Annotated in this window: 19 protein-coding genes; 10 read left to right on the plus strand and 9 right to left on the minus strand. The window is 39.4% G+C overall.

Translation table 11 applies throughout. The annotated features are described in order from the left end of the window. Positions 1–54: 54 nt before the first annotated feature. Positions 55–2,076, minus strand: coding sequence for a type I pullulanase (pulA, locus tag IPM47_16950; protein QQS28519.1), 2,022 nt, complete (start codon positions 2,074–2,076; stop codon positions 55–57). Positions 2,077–2,248: 172 nt separating this feature from the next. On the opposite strand from pulA, the gene IPM47_16955 reads away from it, so the two are divergent. After that, a complete protein-coding gene (locus IPM47_16955) occupies positions 2,249–3,547 on the plus strand; it encodes an MgtC/SapB family protein (GenBank protein QQS28520.1) in 1,299 nt (432 codons plus the stop codon). Between the two features lie 35 nt (positions 3,548–3,582). Here IPM47_16955 and IPM47_16960 read toward each other — a convergent pair whose 3' ends face one another. Then, a complete protein-coding gene (locus tag IPM47_16960) occupies positions 3,583–4,380 on the minus strand; it encodes an SDR family NAD(P)-dependent oxidoreductase (protein QQS28521.1) in 798 nt (265 codons plus the stop codon). Positions 4,381–4,619: 239 nt separating this feature from the next. On the opposite strand from IPM47_16960, the gene IPM47_16965 reads away from it, so the two are divergent. Beyond that, positions 4,620–5,144, plus strand: a complete 525-nt coding sequence (locus tag IPM47_16965) for a TlpA family protein disulfide reductase (GenBank protein ID QQS28522.1) — start codon at positions 4,620–4,622, stop codon at positions 5,142–5,144. A 67-nt stretch (positions 5,145–5,211) separates the two neighbouring features. Here IPM47_16965 and IPM47_16970 read toward each other — a convergent pair whose 3' ends face one another. Next, positions 5,212–7,056 (minus strand): UbiD family decarboxylase, encoded by a 1,845-nt coding sequence (locus tag IPM47_16970; GenBank protein QQS28523.1) that lies wholly within the window; start codon positions 7,054–7,056, stop codon positions 5,212–5,214. A 276-nt stretch (positions 7,057–7,332) separates the two neighbouring features. On the opposite strand from IPM47_16970, the gene pepT reads away from it, so the two are divergent. Beyond that, positions 7,333–8,601: a peptidase T gene (gene pepT / locus IPM47_16975; GenBank protein QQS28524.1), complete on the plus strand. Its 1,269-nt coding sequence runs from the start codon at positions 7,333–7,335 to the stop codon at positions 8,599–8,601. 62 nt (positions 8,602–8,663) lie between these two features. Then, positions 8,664–9,284 (plus strand): endonuclease III, encoded by a 621-nt coding sequence (nth, locus tag IPM47_16980; GenBank protein ID QQS28525.1) that lies wholly within the window; start codon positions 8,664–8,666, stop codon positions 9,282–9,284. An 89-nt stretch (positions 9,285–9,373) separates the two neighbouring features. On the opposite strand, the gene IPM47_16985 is transcribed toward nth, so the two are convergent. Beyond that, the gene (locus tag IPM47_16985) at positions 9,374–11,164 is read right to left on the minus strand and encodes an alkaline phosphatase D family protein (GenBank protein ID QQS28526.1); all 1,791 of its coding nucleotides are present in this window, start codon (positions 11,162–11,164) and stop codon (positions 9,374–9,376) included. An 852-nt stretch (positions 11,165–12,016) separates the two neighbouring features. Between IPM47_16985 and IPM47_16990 the strand changes: the two genes are divergently transcribed. Together IPM47_16990 and IPM47_16995 are read left to right on the plus strand one after the other, a co-directional pair. Beyond that, entirely contained in the window at positions 12,017–12,643 is a 627-nt protein-coding gene (locus tag IPM47_16990) for a fibronectin type III domain-containing protein (protein ID QQS28527.1), read from the plus strand. Positions 12,644–12,842: 199 nt separating this feature from the next. Further along, positions 12,843–13,466: a YihA family ribosome biogenesis GTP-binding protein gene (locus IPM47_16995; GenBank protein ID QQS28528.1), complete on the plus strand. Its 624-nt coding sequence runs from the start codon at positions 12,843–12,845 to the stop codon at positions 13,464–13,466. An 82-nt stretch (positions 13,467–13,548) separates the two neighbouring features. Here IPM47_16995 and IPM47_17000 read toward each other — a convergent pair whose 3' ends face one another. Next, complete coding sequence (locus tag IPM47_17000) at positions 13,549–14,499, minus strand: c-type cytochrome (protein QQS28529.1); 951 nt, start codon at positions 14,497–14,499, stop codon at positions 13,549–13,551. Positions 14,500–14,692: 193 nt separating this feature from the next. Between IPM47_17000 and IPM47_17005 the strand changes: the two genes are divergently transcribed. Next, positions 14,693–17,617 (plus strand): agmatine deiminase family protein, encoded by a 2,925-nt coding sequence (locus IPM47_17005; GenBank protein QQS28530.1) that lies wholly within the window; start codon positions 14,693–14,695, stop codon positions 17,615–17,617. 12 nt (positions 17,618–17,629) lie between these two features. On the opposite strand, the gene crtI is transcribed toward IPM47_17005, so the two are convergent. Further along, positions 17,630–19,099 carry a phytoene desaturase gene (crtI, locus tag IPM47_17010; GenBank protein ID QQS28531.1) on the minus strand — a complete coding sequence of 490 codons (1,470 nt, stop codon included), beginning with the start codon at positions 19,097–19,099 and terminating at the stop codon, positions 17,630–17,632. Between the two features lie 230 nt (positions 19,100–19,329). Then, a complete protein-coding gene (locus tag IPM47_17015) occupies positions 19,330–20,346 on the minus strand; it encodes a hypothetical protein (GenBank protein QQS28532.1) in 1,017 nt (338 codons plus the stop codon). 154 nt (positions 20,347–20,500) lie between these two features. Between IPM47_17015 and IPM47_17020 the strand changes: the two genes are divergently transcribed. After that, the gene (locus IPM47_17020) at positions 20,501–21,304 is read left to right on the plus strand and encodes a tetratricopeptide repeat protein (GenBank protein QQS28533.1); all 804 of its coding nucleotides are present in this window, start codon (positions 20,501–20,503) and stop codon (positions 21,302–21,304) included. Between the two features lie 159 nt (positions 21,305–21,463). Then, the gene (locus IPM47_17025; protein ID QQS31514.1) at positions 21,464–21,973 is read left to right on the plus strand and encodes a YqgE/AlgH family protein; all 510 of its coding nucleotides are present in this window, start codon (positions 21,464–21,466) and stop codon (positions 21,971–21,973) included. A 3-nt stretch (positions 21,974–21,976) separates the two neighbouring features. Here the strand turns inward: IPM47_17025 and IPM47_17030 are convergent, their stop codons facing one another. After that, complete coding sequence (locus IPM47_17030; GenBank protein QQS28534.1) at positions 21,977–22,366, minus strand: hypothetical protein; 390 nt, start codon at positions 22,364–22,366, stop codon at positions 21,977–21,979. A 68-nt stretch (positions 22,367–22,434) separates the two neighbouring features. On the opposite strand from IPM47_17030, the gene kdsB reads away from it, so the two are divergent. Next, complete coding sequence (gene kdsB, locus IPM47_17035; protein ID QQS28535.1) at positions 22,435–23,181, plus strand: 3-deoxy-manno-octulosonate cytidylyltransferase; 747 nt, start codon at positions 22,435–22,437, stop codon at positions 23,179–23,181. A 71-nt stretch (positions 23,182–23,252) separates the two neighbouring features. On the opposite strand, the gene IPM47_17040 is transcribed toward kdsB, so the two are convergent. Then, the gene (locus IPM47_17040) at positions 23,253–24,041 is read right to left on the minus strand and encodes a murein L,D-transpeptidase catalytic domain family protein (protein QQS28536.1); all 789 of its coding nucleotides are present in this window, start codon (positions 24,039–24,041) and stop codon (positions 23,253–23,255) included. Between the last annotated feature and the right edge of the window lie 182 nt (positions 24,042–24,223).

Raw genomic sequence — 24,223 nt, forward strand, 5'->3', positions numbered from 1 at the left:
TTTCTGAAATTGATTTTGTCGGTTCTAATCATTACCTGTGAAAAAATAACCCGGTTATTCCTGTGCTAAAATCAACGCTGAAACAGGAGGCACTTCTACCTTTTTGCCTTTCACCCGCCCTTTTGCTTTTAAGTCCACTTTCCAATCTTCGACCACCGTCTTCCATTCTCCTTCCGGCAAATGAATGTCCACTTCTTTAGCTTGATTGCCATTGAAAATCACTAAGATATGTTTCCACTTATCGCCATTAGCGTTGTTTTTCAACAAATAAGCAACCACGTTGGGTTGGTTGATTTCTAAAAACTCGAGGTGTTGGGCAATCATGTCTGTTGTCGTCATTCTGAAAGCAGGATGTGCCTTTCTCAGGGCAATCAGTCCGGCATGATAATCAAACAATTGTTTAAACTGAGTTTTCCGGTGCCAGTCAATCTGATTGATTGCGTCCGGCGATTTGTAAGAGTTTTCTTCTCCGTTTTTGGTTCGGGTCATTTCCTCAGCGGCATGAAGAAATGGAATACCCTGAGAGGTGAGCACGATGGTGTTAGCCAAACGGTGCATCCGCAAGCGTTCTTCATCAGAAGCTTGTGGGTTTGAATTCAAAAGGCGGTCAAACAGGGTATGATTGTCGTGACATGAAACATAGTTGATACACTGAAGCGGAGAGCCTGCCCAATAAGCTTTTGAATAGTTAACTTTGGAATAATCTATTTGCGGATGTTGCGTTGCAGCGACGATACCGAACTTAATAGTTTCTTCTTTCCCTTCTGCGCCGCTCACAAATCCCTGATCGTCGTGTTTGAAAACACTTCCTTTCAATCCATCTCTTAGGTCATCGCTAAAGGCAGCGATGCGTGAAACTTTATGAATATTGTGTTTGGTCGGTCGCAGTTCTTCGGCCAATGGAGTATCCCCACCTGTCCAACCTTCTCCATAGACAAAGATTGTCGGATCAATTTCATCCAAAGCAGCCCGCACCTGATTCATGGTTTCTATATCGTGAATCGCCATTAGGTCGAATCGAAATCCATCAATGTGGTATTCAGATGCCCAGTATTTTACCGATTCAACGATAAACTTTCTGACCATAGGGCGTTCTGATGCCGTTTCATTACCACAAGCCGAGGCATCTGAAAAACTGCCGTCTGCTCTTTGTCGGTAATAATATCCGGGAACAAGTCTTTCAAAATACGAATCTTTGGTCAACCCGGTATGATTATAGACCACATCCATCACCACACGAATGCCGGAGGCGTGCAATGCCTTCACCATTTCTTTAAATTCTTTGATTCTGATACTGCCATCATAAGGGTTGGTCGAAAATGAGCCTTCAGGTACATTATAATTGAGAGGGTCATAACCCCAGTTGAATTGAGGTTGGTCAAGTTTGGTTTCGTCAATAGAATTATGGTCAAAAGCCGGAAGTATATGTAAATGTGTGATTCCGAGCTGAACGAGATGGTCTAAACCTGTTTTTTCACCTTGCGGGCTTTTTGTGCCTTTTTCGGTCAACCCTAAGTATTTCCCTTTGTTGCTGATCCCTGAATTAGAATGAATGGATAAGTCGCGAATATGCAATTCATAAATTACAATATCTGAAAAGCCATTAATCAGTGGGCGTTTGTCTTTATCCCAATCTTTGGGATTGGTACTTTTCAGGTCAGTAACCATCCCTCGAATTCCGTTCACTCCAACTGCTTTGCAATAAGGGTCGGGTGCCTCATCGAGCCACTTGCCATCAATCTGAACCTGAAAAGTATAAAACCTTCCCTTGTAATTGCCATCCATTGTAACAGCCCAGACCCCGTTGCCTGCTTTGGACATCATCGCTTCTTTCAACAAGTTTCCCTCAATACCGGCATCGTAAAGTTTTAACTTAACCTGTGCAGCGGTTGGTGCCCAAAGTTTAAAAACAGATTTTTTATTAGTATAGGTTAGCCCCAAATCATTGCCGGCATAGACCGGAAAAGATAAAAAGTCGGTAGTTGAATATTGTGGTTTTTCCACAACCTTTGAAGAGCTGCAATGAACTGACATGAGACAAATTAATAGTGAAAAAAAAGGGAGTAGGTTCTTCATTGAGTTAAGCTATTAGCCGGGTTTTATAAATATAAAATAAACTGCCAAAGATAAACAAAGAACCAATATCCGGACATGTTTTTAATTTTTAACGCCTTTGAATAAATTCAAGGATTGCGGAAACAACATCGGATTAAAATATCCTCTTATCTTGTAACTCATTTCAAACAGTATGGAAGAAATAATACAAAAAGCAACCATAGAAAGTCTGTGGTTAACTCAATACGAGTTTTTTATCCGGTTATTGGTAGCTGCCGGAATTGGTTTTGTCATCGGTTTAGAGCGGGAACGCTCCTTTTTGCCCGAACAAACAGAGATTTTCGCCGGAGTAAGAACATTTACTTTAGTTGCGGTTCTTGGATTATTATCCTGTTTTTTGAAGTTCTATTTATCCAACCCAATTTTCGAAGTTGTTTTGTCGGGTTTAATCGTATTTACCATTGTTTCTTATCTGTTGAATTTTAAACGCGGACATTCAGGAGGCACTACTGAAGTTGCCTTGATTGTTGTTTTCCTGATGGGGGCAGTCGTGCTGATGGGATATATTCAGTTGAGCCTGATTGTAACCGTTATTGTGTTGCTGGTCTTATCGTTAAAGGTAGAAATCAAAAATTTGGTCGGACAAATTACCAACGACGAAGTCTATGCCTTTTTAAAGTTTGTAGTCATAGCTTTGTTAATTCTGCCCTTTCTTCCTAACGACACGTATGGGCCTTATTCCGTGCTGAACCCAAGCGAAATTGGGTGGGTGATCGTCCTTACTTCAGCCATTGGGTTTATCGGTTATTTATTGGTTAAGTTTATCGGCCCGAACAAAGGAATAATACTCACCGGAATTTTTGGAGGGTTGGTTTCAAGTACCGCAGTTACGTGGAATTTTTCCAAAAAAAGCCACGAAATGCCGCAATATACCCGGCATTGCGCCATTGCTATAATTTCCGCTTCCCTGATTATGATTGTGAGAGTAGCTTTTTGGATCTATCTGTTTAACTCCGCTATCTTGCCAAAGCTGCTGCCCGTTTTATTTTTGTTATTACTTACCAGTATGGGAATTATCTGGTATTGGGTTCATCAAATTGTGTCATCGTCAAAACCTGATACAAAAGTGGAATTAGGAAATCCTCTGCAATTAAAAGATGCCTTGTTTTTTGGTATTCTTTATGGCAGTATTTTGTTGTTGGTCAGCTTTGCCAATGATTATCTCGGGAACAAAGGTCTTTATCTGGCGAGCACAATCGCTGCGCTGTCTGATATTGATGCCATAACCATTTCACTGTCTAAGCTAAGCAGTAACACAACTGCAGCCAAAACCGTACAAATCTCCATATTATTGGCGACCATCAGCAATACGGCTGTAAAAATGATTATAGCCTTATGGTTTGGCAGCAGCGAGTTGCGAAAATTGCTCACCTATGGCTATAGTTTGGTTTTGATTGCCGCTTTAGCAGGTTTTTTATGGTTGCTGTTCTAAAATCCCGGCTACCTCAAAACTGCTCAAAACACCTTTTACCCTTTGTACAGATAATGAGCACTTGCCTGTGCAAGCGGGGTGAGTGTTATTTCCCCAATATTGACATGATGCGGACGACTTGCTGCATAAAAAATAGCATCTGCAACATCTTCAGGGAACAAAGGTTGGTATCCTTCATATACCAATTTTGCCTTTTGCTGATTTCCTTTAAATCTGACCTCTGAAAACTCGGTTTCCACCAATCCCGGGTGAATAGCGGTTACTTTTACGCCATGATGCAACAGGTCAATTCTCATTCCACGACTAAGTGCATCTACTGCAAACTTAGTAGCACAATAAACAGCCCCGTTTGCATAAACTTCCTTACCGGCAATTGAACCTAAATTGATTATATGTCCTCCTTTTGGATGCTTTTGCAAATATGGAATCACAATTTTGCTGACATAAAGCAGCCCTTTTATATTGGTGTCAATCATAGTATCCCAATCTTCGACTAAAGAATGTTGAATGGTATCTCTGCCAAGTGCTAAACCCGCATTGTTGACCAAAACCCGGATGTTTTTCCATTCATCGGGCAAATGTTCAATTGCCTTCTCCATTTTAGTATAGTCTTTCACATCAGCCTGAATTGTTTCTACTTTAACCCGAAATTTATCTTCGAGTTCTTTCTTAATGGCTTCCAATCGTTCTACCCTTCTGCCCGTAGCTAATATCCACCAACCTTCTGCTGCAAAACGTGCTGCTGTTGCTTTCCCTATTCCGGCAGTTGCACCGGTTATCATTACAATATGTGGTAAATTTCCTCCTAAATCAAAATTGGTTTTTCCGTCCATTGGGCTGAGATAATTCAAATGCAGTTGATATCCTGTTAAATTTTCTAAAGTTATCCGCCAAAATACACCTTTTTGGCTGAAACTTGTTTACTATATCTGTTTGATTAGTATTTTCCGTTTTTACCGGTCTTCAGTTCTTTTACACACATACATTATTCATTATGGGTTTAAATTCACTTTTTTATTTGGTAGTTGCTGTCATATTCGGCTTAATATCCTGTCAATCTCAATCGGGGACTATGTATTCAGGTCATAATTCACAAGATATTCACTCAGATACATCTGTTCACGCTTTAGGTTCTCCAAAAGACAGCATAGACTCAAATTTGCCTTTAGACAAATTTGCCAAACCCATAACAGTAGATGAACTACTTATGCGGTTTCATGAGCAATCTGATACTGTGATGATTTATAATTTTTGGGCGACCTGGTGCAAACCATGCATTGAAGAAATGCCACATTTTGAAGCACTCGGACAAAAATTTGCCGATAAAAAACTAAAGGTGGTGTTTGTCAGCCTTGATTTCATCAAAGATTTGGAAAAAAGAGTTAATCCTTTCCTGAGCCGCAAAGGAATAAATTCCGAAGTTTTGATTTTAGATGGTGGAAACGACCCCAATAAATGGATAGATCGAATTGAACCTCAGTGGAGTGGTGCCATTCCTGCTACTATCATTCTTCGAACCTCTGACAATTATCGCGGTTTTTTTGAACGCGAATTTACTTATGAAGAATTGGAAGCCCTGATTTCGCCCTTGTTGTAATCTTCCTCCGTTTTGTTTTATTTTTTTAGATAGGCCGGCTTGCTCTATACTCAAGGAAAAACGGGAGTTATATGATTCCGTGCAAGGAATGGCCTTTCGTGCCAAGCATGTCAACTCTTTTTTCGATCATCGGGTCATTTTCTAAGGGAGGGGCATGATGTGGTTTTATTCGGGCATCAATCACCAAAGACCCCCGACAACCCCAGTGTTTATGCTCTGTAAACGAATCGATTCCATGAATATCATGAGATGGATTGCTTCGGGTAAAAGTAACCCAAAGCAGATTGCGGAGGTTTCGTGCAGTAAATTCACTGTCATCGGCCAACACCAGCAAAGGGAAACCTGATAAAATTTCAGACCCTAATTGATATAAATGTTCGGTCAGTTGTTTTAATTGAAGTTGAGCTGTTTCCTCATCTTTATAAACGGGTGACTGAATAACCATAATTCCGGGTATTGCAACAGCCGGAAAAGTAAACCCCTGTGAAAGCGTTAAACCCTCCGGTAATTCATTATCTAAAGTCCGCTTTTTTTCCCCGGCAGCAGCCATGACTACTTTCGAACCGGTGTTTAAGCCGGTACCGCTGTAATCGAGCGTATCTATACTTGTTTTGGTTTGAAAATGGAGGTCTCTCGTCCAGTCAATTCGTTCAAGCAAATGGCTTAAAAAATCTTCGATATGATGGGTAGTTAGCTGAGGGTTATCTTCTTTAGCAATAATGAGCAGGTATTTTGCCAAAGACATCTGACCAAAACCCAGTATATGGTTGGCGATAGTCAAAATTTCCTGTGGTTTCTGTTCTTTGTAATATGGCGTATAGCGTTCGCTGCCAATGGCCAGTAACAATGGGTGAACACCTGCGGCATCTACGGCATTTACCTCATGCAATCCGGGCAATACACTGGGAATGACCGTTCCCGTAATTTCGTGAATCATTGCTCCGAAACTCGTATCTTCCTGTGGCGGACGACCCACAACCGTAAAACTCCAGATAGCGTTTTTGCGATGCCACACATTTTGTACTCTCATAACAGGGAAATCGTGTTTCAAGCTGTAATACCCCAAATGATCTCCAAACGGACCTTCAGGTTTATTTTCATGGGGGTAAACATATCCGGTAATGACAAAATCGGCATCGGCTGAAAGACAAAATCCATCGCGGTAAGTATATCTAAACCGTCTGCCTCCTAAAGCTCCGGCAAAAATTATTTCTGAAAGCCCTTCCGGTAGGGGCATAACCGCCGAAAGTATATGTGCCGGTGGTCCTCCGACAAAAATACTCACTTTTAATGGCTCACCTTTACGGTTTGCTTTTGACTGATGAACGCCTATACCTCTGTGTAGCTGATAGTGCAATCCAATTTCTTTATCCGGTAAATATTCATTGCCTCCGAGTTGAATCCGGTACATACCGAGGTTAGAACCCATAATACCGGGTTTGTCTGAATCTTCGGTATAAACCAATGGGAGGGTAACAAATGCTCCACCATCTTTGGGCCAACTTTTAATTTGAGGTAGTTGCCCGATTGTAGTTTGCCCATAAGTAACCGCCGCTCCAAACCGGCTTTTCATAGGCAATGAATTGAGTGCAGTAAACGGAACACTCAAGTATTTCCAGGGATGTTTGAGTGCAGCTTCAGGATTTGCTTTTACCGCAACTACCTTTTGCACTCTTTCCAAAGTATGCCGGAACATAAACTTGCTTCTTTCCAAAGTTCCAAACAAATTGGAGGCACAGGTAAACTTACTTCCTTTTACATTGGTGAACCAAAGGGCAGGTCCTCCGGCTTCATAAACTCGCCGGTGAATAGATGCCATTTCCAGATTTGGATCTACTTCTTCGGTAATCCGAACCAAATGCCCGGTTTTTTCCAGATCAATCAAACAGTCAAACGTGCTTTTGTATGGCATATCTAATCGGCATTAGCGGGTTTTGAGATCAATTGTCTGACAACAATATAACTTAGTTTCTCTTTCTGACACAAGATAAAACCCATTTTTAAAACTATAGTTTTCCAAACTGAATTCAGGAAGACTATTTATATCCTTCGATTAATGAATCATGGACGAAAATCGTAAATTTGCCGCTTCAAATTTTTCAGGTATTTGTTCTCTTAAAAGTCTTTTTACAACTCAGAATGTGTAATTTATCCTGTCATTTTCAATATTAAAATCTGAAATCAAGTTATGTCAATACCCCAATTTCAACACACCATAACCGAGCGGTTTTTGCGTTATGTTCAGATAGACACACAGTCGGATCCAAATTCAAAGACCTATCCTTCGACTGAAAAACAAAAGGACTTAGCCCGGCTTTTAGTTAAAGAATTACTTGAGATTGGGTTGAAAGATGCGGCAATGGATGAATGGGGCGTGGTTTATGCAACGCTTGAAGGCAATACTAACAGGATAGATGTTCCGGTAATCTGTTTTTGCTCTCATATTGACACCGCCCCTGATAGCAGCGGAACAGGAGTAAAGCCTATTGTTCACACTAACTATCAGGGAGATGACCTTGTTTTACCCGATGATACGGGTCAGGTAATTAAACTAACAGAACATCCTGCATTGGGTTCACATTTCGGCCACGACATCATCACCGCAAGCGGAACAACATTATTGGGGGCAGATAACAAAGCAGGAGTTGCAGCCATTATGGATGCTGTTTATTATTTGAAAAATAACCCCGAAGTCAAACACGGAACAATACGGGTGTTGTTCACCCCGGATGAAGAAATCGGTAAAGGAGCCGATAAAGTGGATATTGAAAAATTAGGTGCAAAATATGGTTATACCGTTGACGGACAAACACCGGGTTCGATAGAATATGAAAACTTTTGCGCCGATGCCGTCAATATTCAGATAAATGGGGTAAGTGCACATACCGGTACTGCCAAAGGCAATATGGAAAATGCCATTAAAATAGCTGCCGCTATCATAGACCGTTTGCCAAAAAACCTGCATACCCCCGAAACAACCGAATTATACGGTGGCTTTATCCATCCTAAAAACATCAATGGATTGTTAGAATCTTCCTCATTGAGCTTTCTGATTCGCGATTTTTCGGAGAAAGGGCTGATTTATTTGGAAAACATACTCAAAAATACTGTAGAACAGGTTTTGACAGATTTTCCTAACAGCACTTATACATTTGAAGTGATTGAGCAATACAGAAATATGAAAACAGTAGTTGACCAACATCCCGCTATAATTGATAACGCTATGGAAGCTATTCGCAGAGCAGGATTAAAACCGGTTCGCAACCCCATCAGAGGCGGCACCGATGGTGCAAGATTGTCTTTTATGGGATTACCTTGCCCTAACCTTTTTGTGGGTGAATATGCCTCACATTCCAAACATGAGTGGATTTCTATACAGGATATGCAATCTGCAGTAGAAACGATTGTCCATTTATGTATGGTTTGGGAAGAAGGAGGAAACTTGCCATCATCATAATTTTACCGAATCCGGTTAAAATTCATCCATAGTATTTCGCTAATTCAATCCAATTTTAAGAAATGATGTACGACCAAAAAGTAAAGTTTATCATGGACAAGTTGGATGAGTTATATCCGGAAACGCCCATACCGCTTAAACATAAGGATGCCTACACTTTACTGATAGCGGTTTTACTTTCTGCGCAGTGTACCGATGAGCGGGTCAATAAAATTACGCCGGCGTTGTTTGCCCTTGCTGATACACCCGAAAAAATGGCCCGGCTTACAGTTTCTGAAATAGAAATCATCATTCGCCCCTGTGGTTTATCTCCACAAAAATCTAAAGCAATTCATCGCCTTTCTGAAATTATTTTAGAAAAACATGAGGGGAAAGTTCCGAACACTTTTCCAGAACTGGAAGCACTACCCGGAGTTGGACATAAAACAGCATCTGTTGTGATGAGTCAGGCTTTCAATGTGCCTGCTTTTCCGGTAGATACGCATATTCATCGTCTTGCAACAAGATGGGGACTAACTTCCGGAAAAAGTGTAACGCAAACCGAAAAAGATTTAAAGGCAATTTTCCCCGAATCTTCCTGGAACAAACTTCATCTGCAAATCATCTATTTCGGACGGCAGTATTGTACTGCACGCGCACATAACCCTGAAAACTGCCCCATTTGCAGAGAAATTCAGGGTTGAGGTGAATGGGCTTTTTGATCATGTCATAACCGGCGGATTCTGTATCATTCAATTCTTTCTGTATTACAACTATAACTCAAATAGCAGCTTTATAATTTACTCAGGATCAAGCCTTTTTTGCGGTAGGAGATAATATAATAACCCTTTTCCAAGCCGTTCAGGTCAATTGTCAACTGATTATTATTTCCTGTATCATTAGTGGTTATGATTTTTATTGTTTTACCCTCTAAATTAGTTAGGGTTAAATGTTCGTTGGAAAGAGGTTTGGTTTGAAATTTTACAATCACCTTGTTCTGTGCCGGATTGGGAAATATGGTAAATTCGTTGGAAGAATAAACAGTTGGAAATGTAGTGGACAATGCGCTTTCCCGATCCCAATGATTTTGACCATTTAGTGCAACCATTCTGGTTCCAACCGTATAAGTGTTGCTTTGACTTAAAATCGGAAAATGCCGGATTTCGGCGACCAAACTGTCGGCAGTTATGTCAACAAAACCATATCCATGTTGAGTGAGTTCATTGTAAAGCTCGTGTGGGTTAAGGTTTCTAAACAAATTGGAAATGATATTAATCAGTGTAGGTGGAATTCCACTTTCGTCAAAATTACCTCTGCTGATGCTGGTTGGCAACATTTCGATAGCAACCGACCCCTGACCTGTACTTTTGTCATAGGTAAGTGAGTCCAATGGGTTGTACGGCAAATCCATCATCATTGAGATATGAGAATCCCCACTCAGGAACAAATTATCTGACAGATTGAGGTCGTTTAACAACTGTAAAACCCTTAAACGTTCTTCAGGAAAACCGTCCCAGGTGTTCAGGTCAGCTACATCCCCATCACCAAAGCCCAATGGAGGCAAACCCACTAAACTCCAGGTTCCAACCATTTTAGAAGAGCTTATTACTCTCCAAACCTGTTCGGAACCGGTCAATTCTTCTTCCAGCCAGTTGTATTGTGTGTTGCCCAACATGCTCGGAACACCCGGACTAATCTCACTCTCGTTGCGATGCAGCAAGACATCCAACATCAATAAATGGAGCAAGTCTCCAAACTTAAAACTGCGGTATATGAGGTTTACGTTGGCGGTATCAGGTGAGCGAATGGGCAAATATTCCCAAAAAGCCCGCTTTGAACCGGTGATATCTTCCCAATCACTTTGTTCTATATCGTGATTGTCCCAAATAGCAATCCAGGGATGTTGGCAACGTGCTGCTCTTAAATCGGGATCTAACAAATAATAGGCATGACGTTCTCGCCATTGAGCCAGATTTATCGGGTTTTGAGGGTACGGCTGTGGCACTCTGATTTGCTCTTCGGGGTCAACAAAATCGTAGATATAATCTCCCAAATGTATAAAAGCATCCAAAACCGGTTCTTCTGCTATCTGACGATAGGCATTGAAGAAGCCCGAAAAAACACTGCTGCAAGATGCAACACCAAGTCTTAAATGGGTTACATTTTCAATTCCGGAAGTTTTGGTTCTTCCTGTTGTTGATACAGAGCCATCAGGTAATTTAAACCGGTAATAATAAACGGTATTGGGCATTAGCCCTTCGACATCTATTTTTACAGTCCAGTCAGTTTCTGCATTTACCGTTGAAGAGCCGGTTTGTGAAATTAATAAAAAGGAGGTGTCGGTTGCCATTTCCCATTCAACCGTCAATTCTGAAACTCCGGAATTTTCAGGAGTAATTTTGGTCCAAATAATTATGCGGTCAGAAAGGGGATCTCCGGAAGCTACCCCGTAGTAAAAAGGTGCATGTAAAGTGTCCCCATAAATATTGGGGGGGAAAACTGTTTGAGTACAGACCTTATTAATAGGTGAGAAAAACAAAAATGTGTAAACTAACCCAAGTTTGACAAATGTTAAACGACTCAAGAAGCAGATTTGCAACATATATGGCAGTATTGAAGAATCTCAATCAGAATTCAGTAAATCCAAATTGTGTTGAAAATGGCTTAGTTTTGGAAAAGTCAACATCTCCAATCGTTTAAATCATCAAACAGGAGAGGTATGTTTAAAAATCCACTGCAAAGTAGTGGTGAATCTTTGTATTAAAGCATTTAAGATCAAATTGATTACAATTTGGTAATTTAAAAGACGAACGTTCCCAGGATTTGAGGTAAACAATCTAATTTTAATTGCCTTAAAATCAAATAATATTGACTTTTTAAAACTTTTTGAAACAGGTTTTAATCCGTTTCTTTTCTTATTAATTGTTTATGAAGCAGGAAATAACCCGTTTCTTATTTCAGTTACTTTTAATCAAGTAAGATTTGAACTATTTCCGGTTTCAATGAAAACTTCTAAGGTAAGAAATGTACGGTTACTTATTTCATTCAAAAAAAATGAAGATGGAAATGCCCCGTTTCTTGTTTCAATTTCTTTTTTGAAAACAAGAATTCAATCATTTCTTATTCCATTATTCATCCTTAAACTAATAATCACCCTACTTCTTCAGACCCAAAATTATTCAGTATGAATTAAAGTACACTAATTATACAGTTTGCCAATTTTTTTTGCATTTTATTTGAGAGAAATTGAAACTTAATTGGACTAAATTTGTTTTAGATATTGTATTATAGTAGTTCTCAATTGTACAATCTGCTTTCTGCTCTTTATTTTGATTGCTAAATAAATTATCAACAACAAGATTTATATCCCTATTAAAGTAAATAGTGATTGAGTTGTTTTAAACTTAACTTTAACTCCTTTAAACCATTTTTGCACATGCCAATTTACAAATTAACCACCGAATTTCAGAAATATAAAGAAAGCGATCTTCAGACATTTGCTTTTACTGTCCGGTCAAAATTAGACGGCAATATCTATTTCCCTACCACAAAGCCCACCCTTTCAGAACTTACTATCATGATTGATGAATATACCGAGGCTCTTATAAAAGCCCGAAACAGGGGAATTTTAGAAAAGACCGTTAAACTTCAAAAAAAACGTCAATTAATAAACGGATTGCGCAGGCTTTCTAAAAATTTGACGATACAGAGCAATAACCAAAAAACCATCTTGCTCACCACCGGATTTAAACTGTATGACAGTTCAGTGAGGGTTAAACATGCCCCACAAACACCGGAAATTTTGAAAGTTCAGGATGGCTATTTATCCGGTGAAGCGACATTAACCTGCAAATTTATCCCTCATATTGACATGTATGAATGTAGGTATTCCTTTAACTCCTTTGGCGAAGATTCGGTTTGGCAAACTCATATATTAAGCACAAAAAGAAAAATTACCATCAAGGGAATGGTTTCCGGAACAAAAATTTGGATTCAGGTAAGATCCATCAACAGTTCAGGATGCAGCAATTGGAGCGATCCTGCTTTTTTTCAGGTACGTTAATTTTGATTTTGGGATGTTGCATTTAATACATAGTTTAGTTCAGTTAGAAATTACAAACCAAATACTGAACTTTATTGAAAAGAATGGTCTCCAACTCAAGTTGAATTTATCAGATGCGGGATGAGGATGGGTCAATACAGCAAAAAACAGGCTATTCTGTACTATCTTTGCCGGTTCAACATTATGAACGCCTGCAATTATGAATATTATTTCTGCAAATTTTATCGGCAGTTTCGTCAAGCTAAGCCAATGCCCTGCTCCTACTCTGCCGGAGTATGCTTTTATAGGACGCTCAAATGTGGGGAAGTCTTCATTGATTAATATGCTTACCGGTCGGAAAGCTTTGGCTAAAGTATCGGTTACTCCCGGTAAAACACAAACAATTAACCATTTTCTGATTAACAATCAATGGTATTTAGTTGATTTACCCGGTTATGGTTATGCCAAAGTTTCTAAAACACAACGAAAAGCTTGGGAACAGTTTATTCAAAACTATTTAGTTAAGCGTGACAATTTGCAATGTGTTTTCTTGTTGATAGACAGTCGTATTCCTCCACAACAAAGCGATTTGGAGTTTGCAAACTGGTTAGGAGAGCGGTTAATCCCTTTTGTGATTGTGTTTACCAAAATTGACGACAAAAAGTTTACTCCAAAAAACATCGAAGTTTTTAAAACAGCGATGCTTCAAACCTGGGAGACTTTGCCTCAAATGTTGATGACATCGGCAGAGAAGAAAAAAGGCAAAGAAGAAATGCTCGATTTTATAGAAGCTATCAATGCTAAGTTTGGTGATAATACAGTCAACCCAAAGTTGCAAGCTTAAATTGAAAAAGGGTGAAACAAGTTTTCTCGCTATTTCACCCTTTTAATTAAATCGGAATTTACATTTTATCAGGTACTTCTACCTATAATTGTTCGATTTCATTTTTGAGGGGTGGAACTGTTCTTAAAAAAGCAAAAATAGCCTTTGCTTCACTATCAGTTAATTGTGAATAAGGAAGCATCGGATATCTGACTGCCGGTTTTCCTTCCCTGATTCCGTATTTAAGCGTTTTAACAAACTGTTCTTCTGTCCAGTTTCCAATTCCGGTTTCCTTGTCGGGAGTAAGATTTCTGGTAAGAATAGGTTTGCCATCCATATCTATCAATTTAATTCCCCCTCCAAAATAACCTTCCGATTTTTCGGGTTCCGCAAAGTTGTTGGTGCTAAAATCTTTTGAATGACAGGAATAACATTCCAATTGATATAAAGTAAGATATTCCCCCCAAGCTACTATATTGGTGGTATCCGGCTCCGGTACAGGACCTGATGGCATTTCAAAAGGTTTAAAAGCAATATTGGATAAGAATTTGGCGAAGAAATTGGGTTTAGTAGGAGATAGCTCGGTGGGGTCAGGCTGAACATAAGGATTATCAGAACGCAGAAAAGCGATGATAGAGTTCATGTCTTCGTCAGAAAGTTTAGGTAGTTTGACCATATATGGCGGAACATATTGCCCATCCGGTCTGATTCCTGTGCGGATAAAGGCAATCAATTCTCCATCTGTCCATTTGCCTATCCCTGCTTCAGGATGTTGAGTAATGTTCAAACTGTTTATTTCACCAAAACCTTCTACTTCAGTCATACTTCGTCCGGTCAGCTTATTGGTTTTTTCATTCAAATGGCAATGGTTGCAAAGCATCGAAGCGAGTTTCATTCCCCGCTCCACCCGTTCCGGGGTTACTTCAACTTTTGCTTCGTACTTAACCGGATCATATTTAGGTATTCCCCGCACAAAAATTACGGTAGCACCAACTGCTAACAAAACGCAAATCGCTAAAACTAAAAATAATACAGCCTTTAACAATGTTTTCATTTGGTATAAAATTTTGGAGTTAAGTAAAATAGCTAAACTTTTTAAGAAAATCTAAGGTAGAATTTAGTTTTAAAAATGATGTTGTTTTAGTAAACAAATTTGGAAATCCTATAAAAATCCTTCAAAAAAGTTATTTGCAATAGAGAAAATAAAATTCAGGTCGTAACTTTGGCAGTACATAAATCATTTCTCCATGAAACAGATTACATTTTTCCTTCTAAGTATATGCTTGATTTCCCTTAATATTTCTGCCCAGCAACATGGTAATTTGCCCAAAGGACTGACCCCTGAGGAAAGGGAAATGATGCCGGAATATCTCGAGCAAATCAAAAACAGTTCCCGTTCCGGAATTACCACTCCTCCTACTTCACCGGTAAGAACAGCTGCCGAATGGGAAGAAGCGCAAGCAATTTGCATCACCTGGACATCTTATACATCAATCCTTCGTGAAATTGTGCGCTATGCTAAAGAAGAATGTACGGTCTATATTATTTGCAGCAACCCAACAACTGTTACCAATTATCTGACTGCCGGAGGAGTTACCGTTGACGAAAGTATTGTGATGATTACTGCCCCTTATAATAGTGTTTGGATGAGAGATTACGGACCTGAGGCGGGTTATTTAAACGACGTGGAAACGCTTATTATCAATGATTGGATTTATAATCGCCCGCGTCCGCTCGATGATGTGCTTCCGGAAGTTATTGCCACCCAAGCCGGAGTACCGATTTATGAAATGACCCAATCGCCTTATGATATCATTCATACAGGTGGTAATTTTATGTGTGATGGTTTGGGAACAGGATTTTCTTCAAATCTGGTTTTGGATGAAAATCCGACAAAATCAGAAGCTGAAATAGATGATGTGATGCAACAGTTTATGGGTATCAACCGATATATCAAAATGCCTGTTTTGCCTTATGACGGCATCCACCATATTGACATGCACATGAAACTGATTGATGAAGAAACGCTTTTGGTTGGACAATACCCTGCCGGAGTTTCTGATGGACCTCAGATAGCTGCCAACATCAATTATGTAGTAAATAATTTTACTACTGCATTTGGCAATCAATACAAAGTAGTCAACATACCCATGCCCCCAAGTGGAAACGGAGGATGGCCAAGTTCAGGTGGTGATTACCGAACTTATGCCAATTCTATTTTTATCAATAAAACAATTCTTGTTCCTACTTATTCGGAGCAATACGATACAACAGCTTTGCGCATTTACCGCGAAAACCTTCCCGGATACAATGTCATTGGAATCAACTGCAATTCCATCATTACTGCAAGTGGCGCATTGCACTGTATTACGAAGTTGGTTTATTCTGACGACCCGCTTCTGATTGCACACCCAAAACTGCGCGACACTTACTTTACCGACAGTCGCACCGTTTTAGCACGAATTCAACATGCTTCCGGAATCAGTTCAGCCACTTTATACTGGAGTACCAGCATTACCGATCCTCCATCACCCTATCCGGTTGAAATGACTCTGACCGATCCGGCCAATCATATCTGGACAGGAACTATACCGGCACAACCTGAGGGCGCAACAGTTACTTACTATATCGAAGCAACCGCAGTTTCCGGAAAAACACAGGTAAGGCCAATCACTGCTCCTGAAGGAATGTACCAGTATAAAGTTCTCGAATTGACTGAAGCTCCTGCAACAACCTTTAATGTACAGGGGAACTCAACAGTATGTCCGGGACAATCAATTCAATATATGGACTATTCTTCACCTGCAGTAACAGCATGGTCATGGTCTTTTCCCGGAGGTACACCGGCCACCTCTACGGAACAAAATCCAACTGTATTTTACAATTCTCCCGGAACTTACAGTGCCACACTGATGGCTACAAATCCGATTGGCAGCAATAGTTATACCTTGCCAAACGCCGTAGTCGTTCAACCTTTAACCGGCATTGCGCCGTTTACCGAAAACTTCAGCGGAGGCATTCCTGCATCTTTTACCATCACCAATACAACCGGCGATTCCTATACATGGACCCTGCAAACTGGAACTTCCTGTAATGGCAACGCCTTGCGAATCAACAATTTCAACAATTCCAATACAGGAACTACCGATATTGTCAGCGTATCCGTTGATCTCACTCAATATACCGTCTCTTCACTCACTTTTAGTGTGGCTTATGCCCCCTACAACAGTTCTTATTTCGACCGGTTGAAAGTTCTGGTGGACGAATGTGGTACAAACGGCATAGAAGTTTACAATAAAGCCGGATCTGTGTTGGCAACAGCTCCTTCCACCACCTCTGCATTTACTCCATCCGGTTGCAGCCAATGGCGTAATGAAACGGTAGATCTGTCTGCCTTTGATGGTCAGGTCGTTCGTATCAATTTCGTGAATGTGAACGGGCATGGCAACTATCTTTATTTAGACAATATTTCAGTACAAGGCAATTTCGTGCCTACCGTGGAAGTCAAAATTAAAGCTTTGTTACAAGGTCCTTATAATGCACTGATCAATAACATGACCAATAATTTGCTTACCTCTTCCCTCCTTCCACTGACTCAAACCTTTAACCGCAATCCATGGAATTATAGCGGCAACGAATTTGCTACCAATATTGGACAGTTGCCCCCCAATACTGTTGATTGGGTGTTGGTTCAGGTTAGAAATGGAACCAATCCAGCTATTTTATTGGCAGAAAAAGCTGCGGTAATTCTTCAGGATGGAACAATCAGAGATGCCGTAGGCAGTTCAACCGGTGTTTCTTTTAACGGCATTGCTCCGGGAAGTAATTATTATGTTTCCCTTCACCACAGAAACCATGTTTCAATTTTGAGTTCTGTCCCAGTTCAGTTGCCAAATACAGTCGTCTATGATTTCAGTGCTTCAGAAGCAGCAGTATCCAACCAACGCCAGCTTATTCAGGTTGGGTTAGGTAAATATGCCCTTTGTGCAGGCGATTTTGACGGTGATGGAGTGGTTACTGTTCACGACTTTAACTACTATTACCCTCAAAACGGAATGTCAGGACAATATCTCGATGGTGATTTAAACTTCGATGCCTCAGTCAATGCTACTGACTTTGATTTGTATAGAGGTAACAGCACTAAAATCGGGGTCAATTCAATCAGATATTAATCGCAAGAGCATTTAGCTGCCAATCAATCGGGCAACTATCTTGGCTGATTGTAAACACAAAGGAATTCCCCCACCAGGATGAACACTTCCTCCACAAAAGTAGAGGTTGCTGATTTTTGAGCTAAAATTAGGATGCCTGAAAAAGGCAGACCAAATACTGTTTGAGTTGCTGCCATATAAAGCCCCTTGATGCGAACCGGTTTTGTTTTCAATGCCTGTTGGGTCAAGTACGGATTCGGTAACTATCAGTTCGTGTAAGTTGATTTGTAAAATTCTGTTTAGTTTGTCAATTATATGAGCTCTTGCAATAGCCACTATTTTTGCCCAGTTTTGTCCTGTATCCGGTGAAACATTGATCATGACAAACCAGTTCTCACAACCCGGCGGTGCATCTTCCGGACAGTATTTTGAACTAATATTCAAATATACGGTTGGGTCATGATATAACTCCCCGAGTTTAAAAATATGTCGAAATTCAGCCTGATAGTCGCGGCTGAAAAAGATATTGTGTAAATCAAGTTGCGGAAATAACCGGTTTATTCCCCAGTAAAAAATTATAGCCGAACTTGATTTCGGGCGATTTAAAATTTTTTCGGGTGGTGTTTGATCCGGCATAAGGTTGCGATAGGTTCTCCAGACATCTGAATTACTAATAACTGTATCGTATGGCAAAAAATCGTAGTCAACAACCACACCTTTTGCCTTTTTATTTTCAACTGTTATTTGCTGAACATTCGCATTAAATCTAAAATCTACCCCTTCTTCCTTTGCTAACTGGTATAAGACGTTGGTGATACTTTGCATCCCGCCTCCGGGAAAATAGGCTCCGATATTATGCTCCAAATGTGGTATGATGTTTAGGGTAGCGGGTGCAATGTATGGATTTGAACCATTGTAGGTGGCAAACCGGTCAAAAAGCTGTACCACTTTAGGGTCCTTGAATCTTGATACATTTGCCCCGTGCATGGTTGTAAACATATTAAGTTTATACAATTGGGGGATAGCCGATAAGGTGTCAGGCAATAGATAAGTTTGAAACCGGTGCAGTGAATTTTCCAAAAAGACCTTAGAGGTTATCTTATATAATTGAGCGCTTTTGCCAAGATGCTGTATAACCATTTCCGGGGCTACTCCTGTTTTATTATAAATTTCCTGTGCAAATTCGTACACATCAGCATACCCGTTAATCACTGTTCCGTCTTCATAAAGGTATTTGCACACTATTGGCAATCGGGTATAAGCAAAAATATCCGGTGAATTTTTTCCGGTAAGATTCAGCAGTTCGTCAATATAAAATGGTTGAGTAAACAAAGAAGGTCCGGCATCGAACCTGTAACCATCTTGAGTAAAAGAAGTCAGTTTCCCTCCCGGGCAAGAATTTGCCTCAAATATTGTTACCTGATGTCCTGAATTAGCCAATCTGATGGCACAGGCAATTCCTGCAATTCCGGAACCAATAATAGCGATATTCTTTCTGCTCATAGAAAAGCATTGTAAACCAAAACTATTTTCCGGACAAAGGTAGATTAGTTCTGAAGCAAAAAAAAACGTCGCCCCACAATTAAGTAAGGCGACGTAAACCATAATAAGACAAATATCTAAATCATGGTTTTCATAGGATTAATGTTTATATTAGGGGGCTTTTCATGGTTTAACTTATAGGGTCTTTCTAAAAATCAAGTGCTAGTTTAGTAGTATTCGGATAGTTTGGATTAAGGTTGTCCACCGTCGTCATAGGTTTCACCGTTGCTGTTTCCACCACCTCCACCATTTCCGTTTCCTCCGCCGCTACCGCCATTATTGTTGTTAGTATTGTTGGTAGGATTGGTTGTATTTCCTCGACCGCCGCCACCGTTGTTTGTATTGTTAGTAGGATTGGTATTAGTGTTTGTACCGTTATTTGTGTTTCCGTTGGGATAAGGTTTTACTTTGCCGTCTTTGGTTTGAGTACCGGTATTGTTTCCATTTCCGTTTCCACTTCCACCGCCGTTTCCACCATTTGTTCCGTTTCCGTTTCCATTACCGTTGCCGGAACCGTTTCCACCTCCTCCTCCGGAACCAAAAGTCCAGCGAACAGTAAGTCCTGCACCAATTTCAAAAGGTTTTGGGTGGTTATTAAAAGAATAGGCCGGTTTAACATCCAAAGATAAGTTGATAGGCATTCCCGGAACTTTATACATTAAGCCACCGATAGCATCAACTCCTGTAAATATACCGGGGCCACTAACATCAGGAACATCTCCGTTGATGATGTCAATTATATCTGCAATTCCGCCGCTTCTGGTTTTCCCTACATGGGCTCCGACACCGCCATACAAATTCAACCCTTTTACAGCAAGAGGATAATGATACTGATAAAATCCGGTCAGCCTGTAGTCGTACTTATTAAGTCCTACAATTGCTTCCAGATAATTATTTGTATTGAGTCTTTGTTGCAAACTTAATCCCAATTCACCTCCCATTGTACCTCCTCCTAAGCGAATACCAATAGCAGTTGAAGAAGTTTTGGTAGGGATTTTGGGCATGTTTCGTGAAGTCGTGCCGTTGGTAGTTTTTACTCCGGTATTGGTGGTAGTTTTTGTGGCCGGTGTTTTGTTAACCGTTGTATTTTTATTTGTAGTGGTTTTGTTGTTGCCATTTGTTGCGGGAACAGGCGTACGTTGTGCCTGAATGTCTGTTACTAATCCCGAAATAAGAATAAAGAACGAGAGAAGAAGTATGTTTTTCATGTTTATCGGTTTTGCATACATAGATGATAATTGTTTGTTCAGGTTTAAATTGCGATTAAAAAAGGTTGTTAAATTTTTCCGTATCAACTCAATTTCTTGTATATTTGTCAATTCAAGCCGACAATAAAACCACTAAAAACGTGATAAGCCATCTATGAAAGCATTTGATTTTAGAGAAGAAGTGCTGGATTTGAGTTATAAAATTCCTGTCGTTGTAGATTTTTGGGCACCTTGGTGCGGGCCATGCAAATTTATAGGTCCCATATTAGAAGATTTGGCAAAACAAGCTGAAGGTGTCTGGAATTTAGTTAAAATCAATACGGATGAATTTCCCGAAATCGCTGATCAGTATGATGTTCGCGGTATTCCGGCAATAAAAATGATTTTTAAAGGATTGGTGAAATCAGAATTTGTCGGTGCTTTACCCAAAAATCAGATCGAAAAATGGTTGACCACTAATTTGCCGGACAAAAGACAAGAATCGTTAGAGGAAATTCTCAAAATGTTTGACAACCCTCAAAATGAAAATCTTGCAATAGAAGCATTGGAAACCTTTTCTGCTGAACATCCGGCTTTTATTCCTGCTCAACTTGTATTGGCAGAAAAGATAGTTTGGAAAAATCCTGTGCGTGCTCTTGAATTAGTAAAAAATATAGGCGAGTTTGATAAATGGAACGAAAAAGCAGAAGATATCCGAAGTTTTGCTGCTTTAGCTCAATTTACCGCCATCTCATCTCCACCTTCCAAAGTTGAAGAGCATTTATCCGCGGCCAAACAAGCAGTTTTAGCAAATGATACAGAAAAAGCAATCACCGAATTGATAGAAGCGGTGTCCATTGATAAAAATTATATGCAAGGATTAAACCGAAAAATTACCATTGCTTTTTTTCGAAATCTTGGCATTGAGCATCCTTTATCTGTGAAGTATAGACATAAATTTGACCGGGTTTTATATTAAAGGGTATATTCGAGGTTTTGGAATTATTTGAACAAACACCAGTTATAAGACTACTTTCATTCATTTAAATGTGAACTAAATCAATCATCCAAATTTTTAAACTGATTTCATGTGAGCAATAAACCGGAAAAAGGAAAATTGTTAATCGCAGAGCCTTTTATGCCTGACGAAAATTTTAAACGTACCGTAATACTGTTATGTGCCCATAATAAGAAAGAAGGTTCATTTGGTTTTGTTATCAACAAAGAAATTAGCCACAAGCTTAAAGATGCAATACCGGAACTCGAAGCTTTAGATGCAAAATTGTATTATGGCGGCCCTGTTGAACCTAACACGCTGCATTATGTCCACAGTTATGGGGATTTGCTTCCAAATTCTGTAAAATTGGGAGAAGATTTGTATTGGGGGGGCGATTTTGATGTGCTTTATAGTTTAATCAATACTAAACAAATTGACAGCAGTAAAATAAAATTCTTTATTGGATATTCCGGATGGGATTCAGGGCAGTTAGAAGACGAAATGAGTACAAATTCCTGGATCGTAGCAAATTGTTTACCGGAGTATATTTTTATGGATCAACCGGATACTGTCTGGCGAAAAGTATTGTCAGACATGGGTGGGGAATATAAAGTAATGTCTAATTACCCTGAAAACCCTATGTTGAATTAAGCACTATGGTTTTTGTTCCTGATTGTCCAGGCTCATCATCTCTAAGTGGTTGATATATTCATTGGTAACTCGTGTCAGGCACTGATATTCATTGATGGTTGCCGTAGATAAGTCTGAATAATTATCAGCTTCACATTGACAGATACTTTCCGAAAATTTCTTCCAAAGTTTGTGATTTTCCCGGATTCGCAATAGCGAGTCCGTTTTAGATTTATTGACCTGAACCTGGTATATACTGTCCATCTTTAAAGTTGCATCTAATAATTGCATGACAGAACAAGCAATTATTTCATCCTTCGTAGCCAAAGTTTTACAGGGAAAGTTAGTTTGTGCAATAAGGGAGCCGGTCGAAAAACAAATAACAAACAAGAATATGCAAAAATGATTTTTCATACTAATTTGTTTTAGTTTTCAAGAAAAGTGATTAAAAACAATTGTTCCAAACACTATAAAACCCAATTATGCAAATTGTAGGAATTATACCTGCCCGATATGCCTCTACCCGTTTTGAAGGGAAACCACTTTGTTTAATAAACGGTAAAACAATGATACAAAGGGTTTATGAAAATTCCAAAAAATCTGTTCAACTTTCGTCAGTTTGGGTAGCTACCGATGACTTGCGAATTTACAATCAAGTCCTTCAATTCGGAGGCCAAGTGGTAATGACTTCCTATCTTCACCAAAGTGGAACTGATAGATGTGCTGAAGCTTTTAATCTTTTAAAATTGCAGGCTGATGTTGTCATCAATATTCAGGGAGATGAACCTTTTATTCATCCCAATCAAATTGATGAACTTGCTTTGTTATTTTCGAATCCTCAAATTCAAATAGGCACTTTAGTAAAAATAATCACAGATAATTCAGACTTATTGAATCCTAATTTACCCAAGGTTATACTTGACAAACATAAAAAAGCCCTTTATTTTAGCCGGCAAATGATTCCTTATGTTCGAGATATCGCCAATTCAATAAATCTTCCTCGTGTACATACTTTTTACAGTCATGTTGGAATGTATGGATTCAGAAGTTCCATTTTGAATGAATTGGTTCAACTTCCAACTTCTTCATTAGAAAATGCTGAGAAATTAGAACAGTTGCGATGGTTAGAAAACGGATATTCCATTCACACACAGGTAACTGACTATGATAATATAGCGATAGATACGCCGGAAGATTTGGAAAAAGCGTTGAGGTATCTGAAAGATTAAAATTCAGACACTTAAACAAGCGAGATGATCAACCCTTTGATGAATGAAAGATTTTTACAACAGTTCCCTCATCAGAGGTTGTTTTTGGCAAAAAAATCAACCGCAGAACCGAAGTTTAAATATTTTGAGCTGTTTAGATAATCAATATTGTTGCCATAGATAAAGATACAATTACCCGATTTTAGGTAGTCAATGATCTCTTTGCTCTCAGCCTCAGACACGGCAGGACATCCCCAACTCAATCCGGTTCTGCCATGCCTTTTAACAAAATCTTCTCCAACATAAGATGCTCCGTGCATGACAATAGCTCTTGAACGGGCGTTTTCATTGAATCCTTTATCCATTCCATCCAAGCGGAGAGAATAGCCATGCTGACCTATATAAGTTTCGTCTGTTGTGTAAAATCCAAGGCTGCTTTGCAGCGACTCATGATTATTGGAAAATCGTTCGGCATAAACAAGACCACTGTTTTTACCATGTGCCACGTAAGTATAGTAAGCTAATTTTCGGGCAGCTATATCTAAAATAAATAATCGTTTCTCATTGGAGGGCTTTGTAAAATCTACGATGGCTAAATGAGATTTTCCAGCAGGAAGCCGTTCTTCTTTTTTCAGATTGTAGTAGCCGGTAACAGCAAGTTTGAAAGTATTGTAACTCAACCCCTTGGAGGCAAGAGCACATTCATGATAAAGGTTTTTTATGTAGTTATCATAAATGTTATACGCCGTTTCGCTTGCAGAAGGACTTCCGTTCGCAAAACGGTTGGTAAGATTAGCATTGGTAGGGGTAAGAAGGATGAGTGTTGTTGCAGAGAAGAAGAGAATTACGGTGAATAATAGTTTTCGAAGTAAATACTCCATACGTCTTTAAGAGCTTGAGTTGTAGTGATTGAATAGATTACAATGCAGACATTCGACTTTGCAATGCAAAAATCATAAAAAAAATTCGTTTTACCATATTTTCAGCCAACTTTTAACCATAATTTCTGCTTTTTTAACAAAAAAATGATAAACTTTAACATTCATTAGTATTTCTGCTATAT

The organism is Sphingobacteriales bacterium, from assembly GCA_016700115.1.
Taxonomy (GTDB): domain Bacteria; phylum Bacteroidota; class Bacteroidia; order Chitinophagales; family UBA2359; genus UBA2359.

Bases quoted from the DNA above. Each gene is read 5' to 3' on its own strand.
- kdsB (QQS28535.1), top strand. From the start codon at position 22,435: ATGCAAATTGTAGGAATTATACCTGCCCGATATGCCTCTACCCGTTTT.
- IPM47_17000 (QQS28529.1), bottom strand. From the start codon at position 14,499: ATGAAAACATTGTTAAAGGCTGTATTATTTTTAGTTTTAGCGATTTGC.
- nth (QQS28525.1), top strand. From the start codon at position 8,664: ATGATGTACGACCAAAAAGTAAAGTTTATCATGGACAAGTTGGATGAG.
- IPM47_16970 (QQS28523.1), bottom strand. From the start codon at position 7,056: ATGCCATACAAAAGCACGTTTGACTGTTTGATTGATCTGGAAAAAACC.
- IPM47_16955 (QQS28520.1), top strand. From the start codon at position 2,249: ATGGAAGAAATAATACAAAAAGCAACCATAGAAAGTCTGTGGTTAACT.
- IPM47_17020 (QQS28533.1), top strand. From the start codon at position 20,501: ATGAAAGCATTTGATTTTAGAGAAGAAGTGCTGGATTTGAGTTATAAA.
- crtI (QQS28531.1), bottom strand. From the start codon at position 19,099: ATGAGCAGAAAGAATATCGCTATTATTGGTTCCGGAATTGCAGGAATT.
- IPM47_17025 (QQS31514.1), top strand. From the start codon at position 21,464: ATGCCTGACGAAAATTTTAAACGTACCGTAATACTGTTATGTGCCCAT.
- IPM47_16965 (QQS28522.1), top strand. From the start codon at position 4,620: ATGTATTCAGGTCATAATTCACAAGATATTCACTCAGATACATCTGTT.
- pulA (QQS28519.1), bottom strand. From the start codon at position 2,076: ATGAAGAACCTACTCCCTTTTTTTTCACTATTAATTTGTCTCATGTCA.
- IPM47_17015 (QQS28532.1), bottom strand. From the start codon at position 20,346: ATGAAAAACATACTTCTTCTCTCGTTCTTTATTCTTATTTCGGGATTA.
- IPM47_16960 (QQS28521.1), bottom strand. From the start codon at position 4,380: ATGGACGGAAAAACCAATTTTGATTTAGGAGGAAATTTACCACATATT.
- pepT (QQS28524.1), top strand. From the start codon at position 7,333: ATGTCAATACCCCAATTTCAACACACCATAACCGAGCGGTTTTTGCGT.
- IPM47_17030 (QQS28534.1), bottom strand. From the start codon at position 22,366: ATGAAAAATCATTTTTGCATATTCTTGTTTGTTATTTGTTTTTCGACC.
- IPM47_17005 (QQS28530.1), top strand. From the start codon at position 14,693: ATGAAACAGATTACATTTTTCCTTCTAAGTATATGCTTGATTTCCCTT.
- IPM47_17040 (QQS28536.1), bottom strand. From the start codon at position 24,041: ATGGAGTATTTACTTCGAAAACTATTATTCACCGTAATTCTCTTCTTC.
- IPM47_16995 (QQS28528.1), top strand. From the start codon at position 12,843: ATGAATATTATTTCTGCAAATTTTATCGGCAGTTTCGTCAAGCTAAGC.
- IPM47_16990 (QQS28527.1), top strand. From the start codon at position 12,017: ATGCCAATTTACAAATTAACCACCGAATTTCAGAAATATAAAGAAAGC.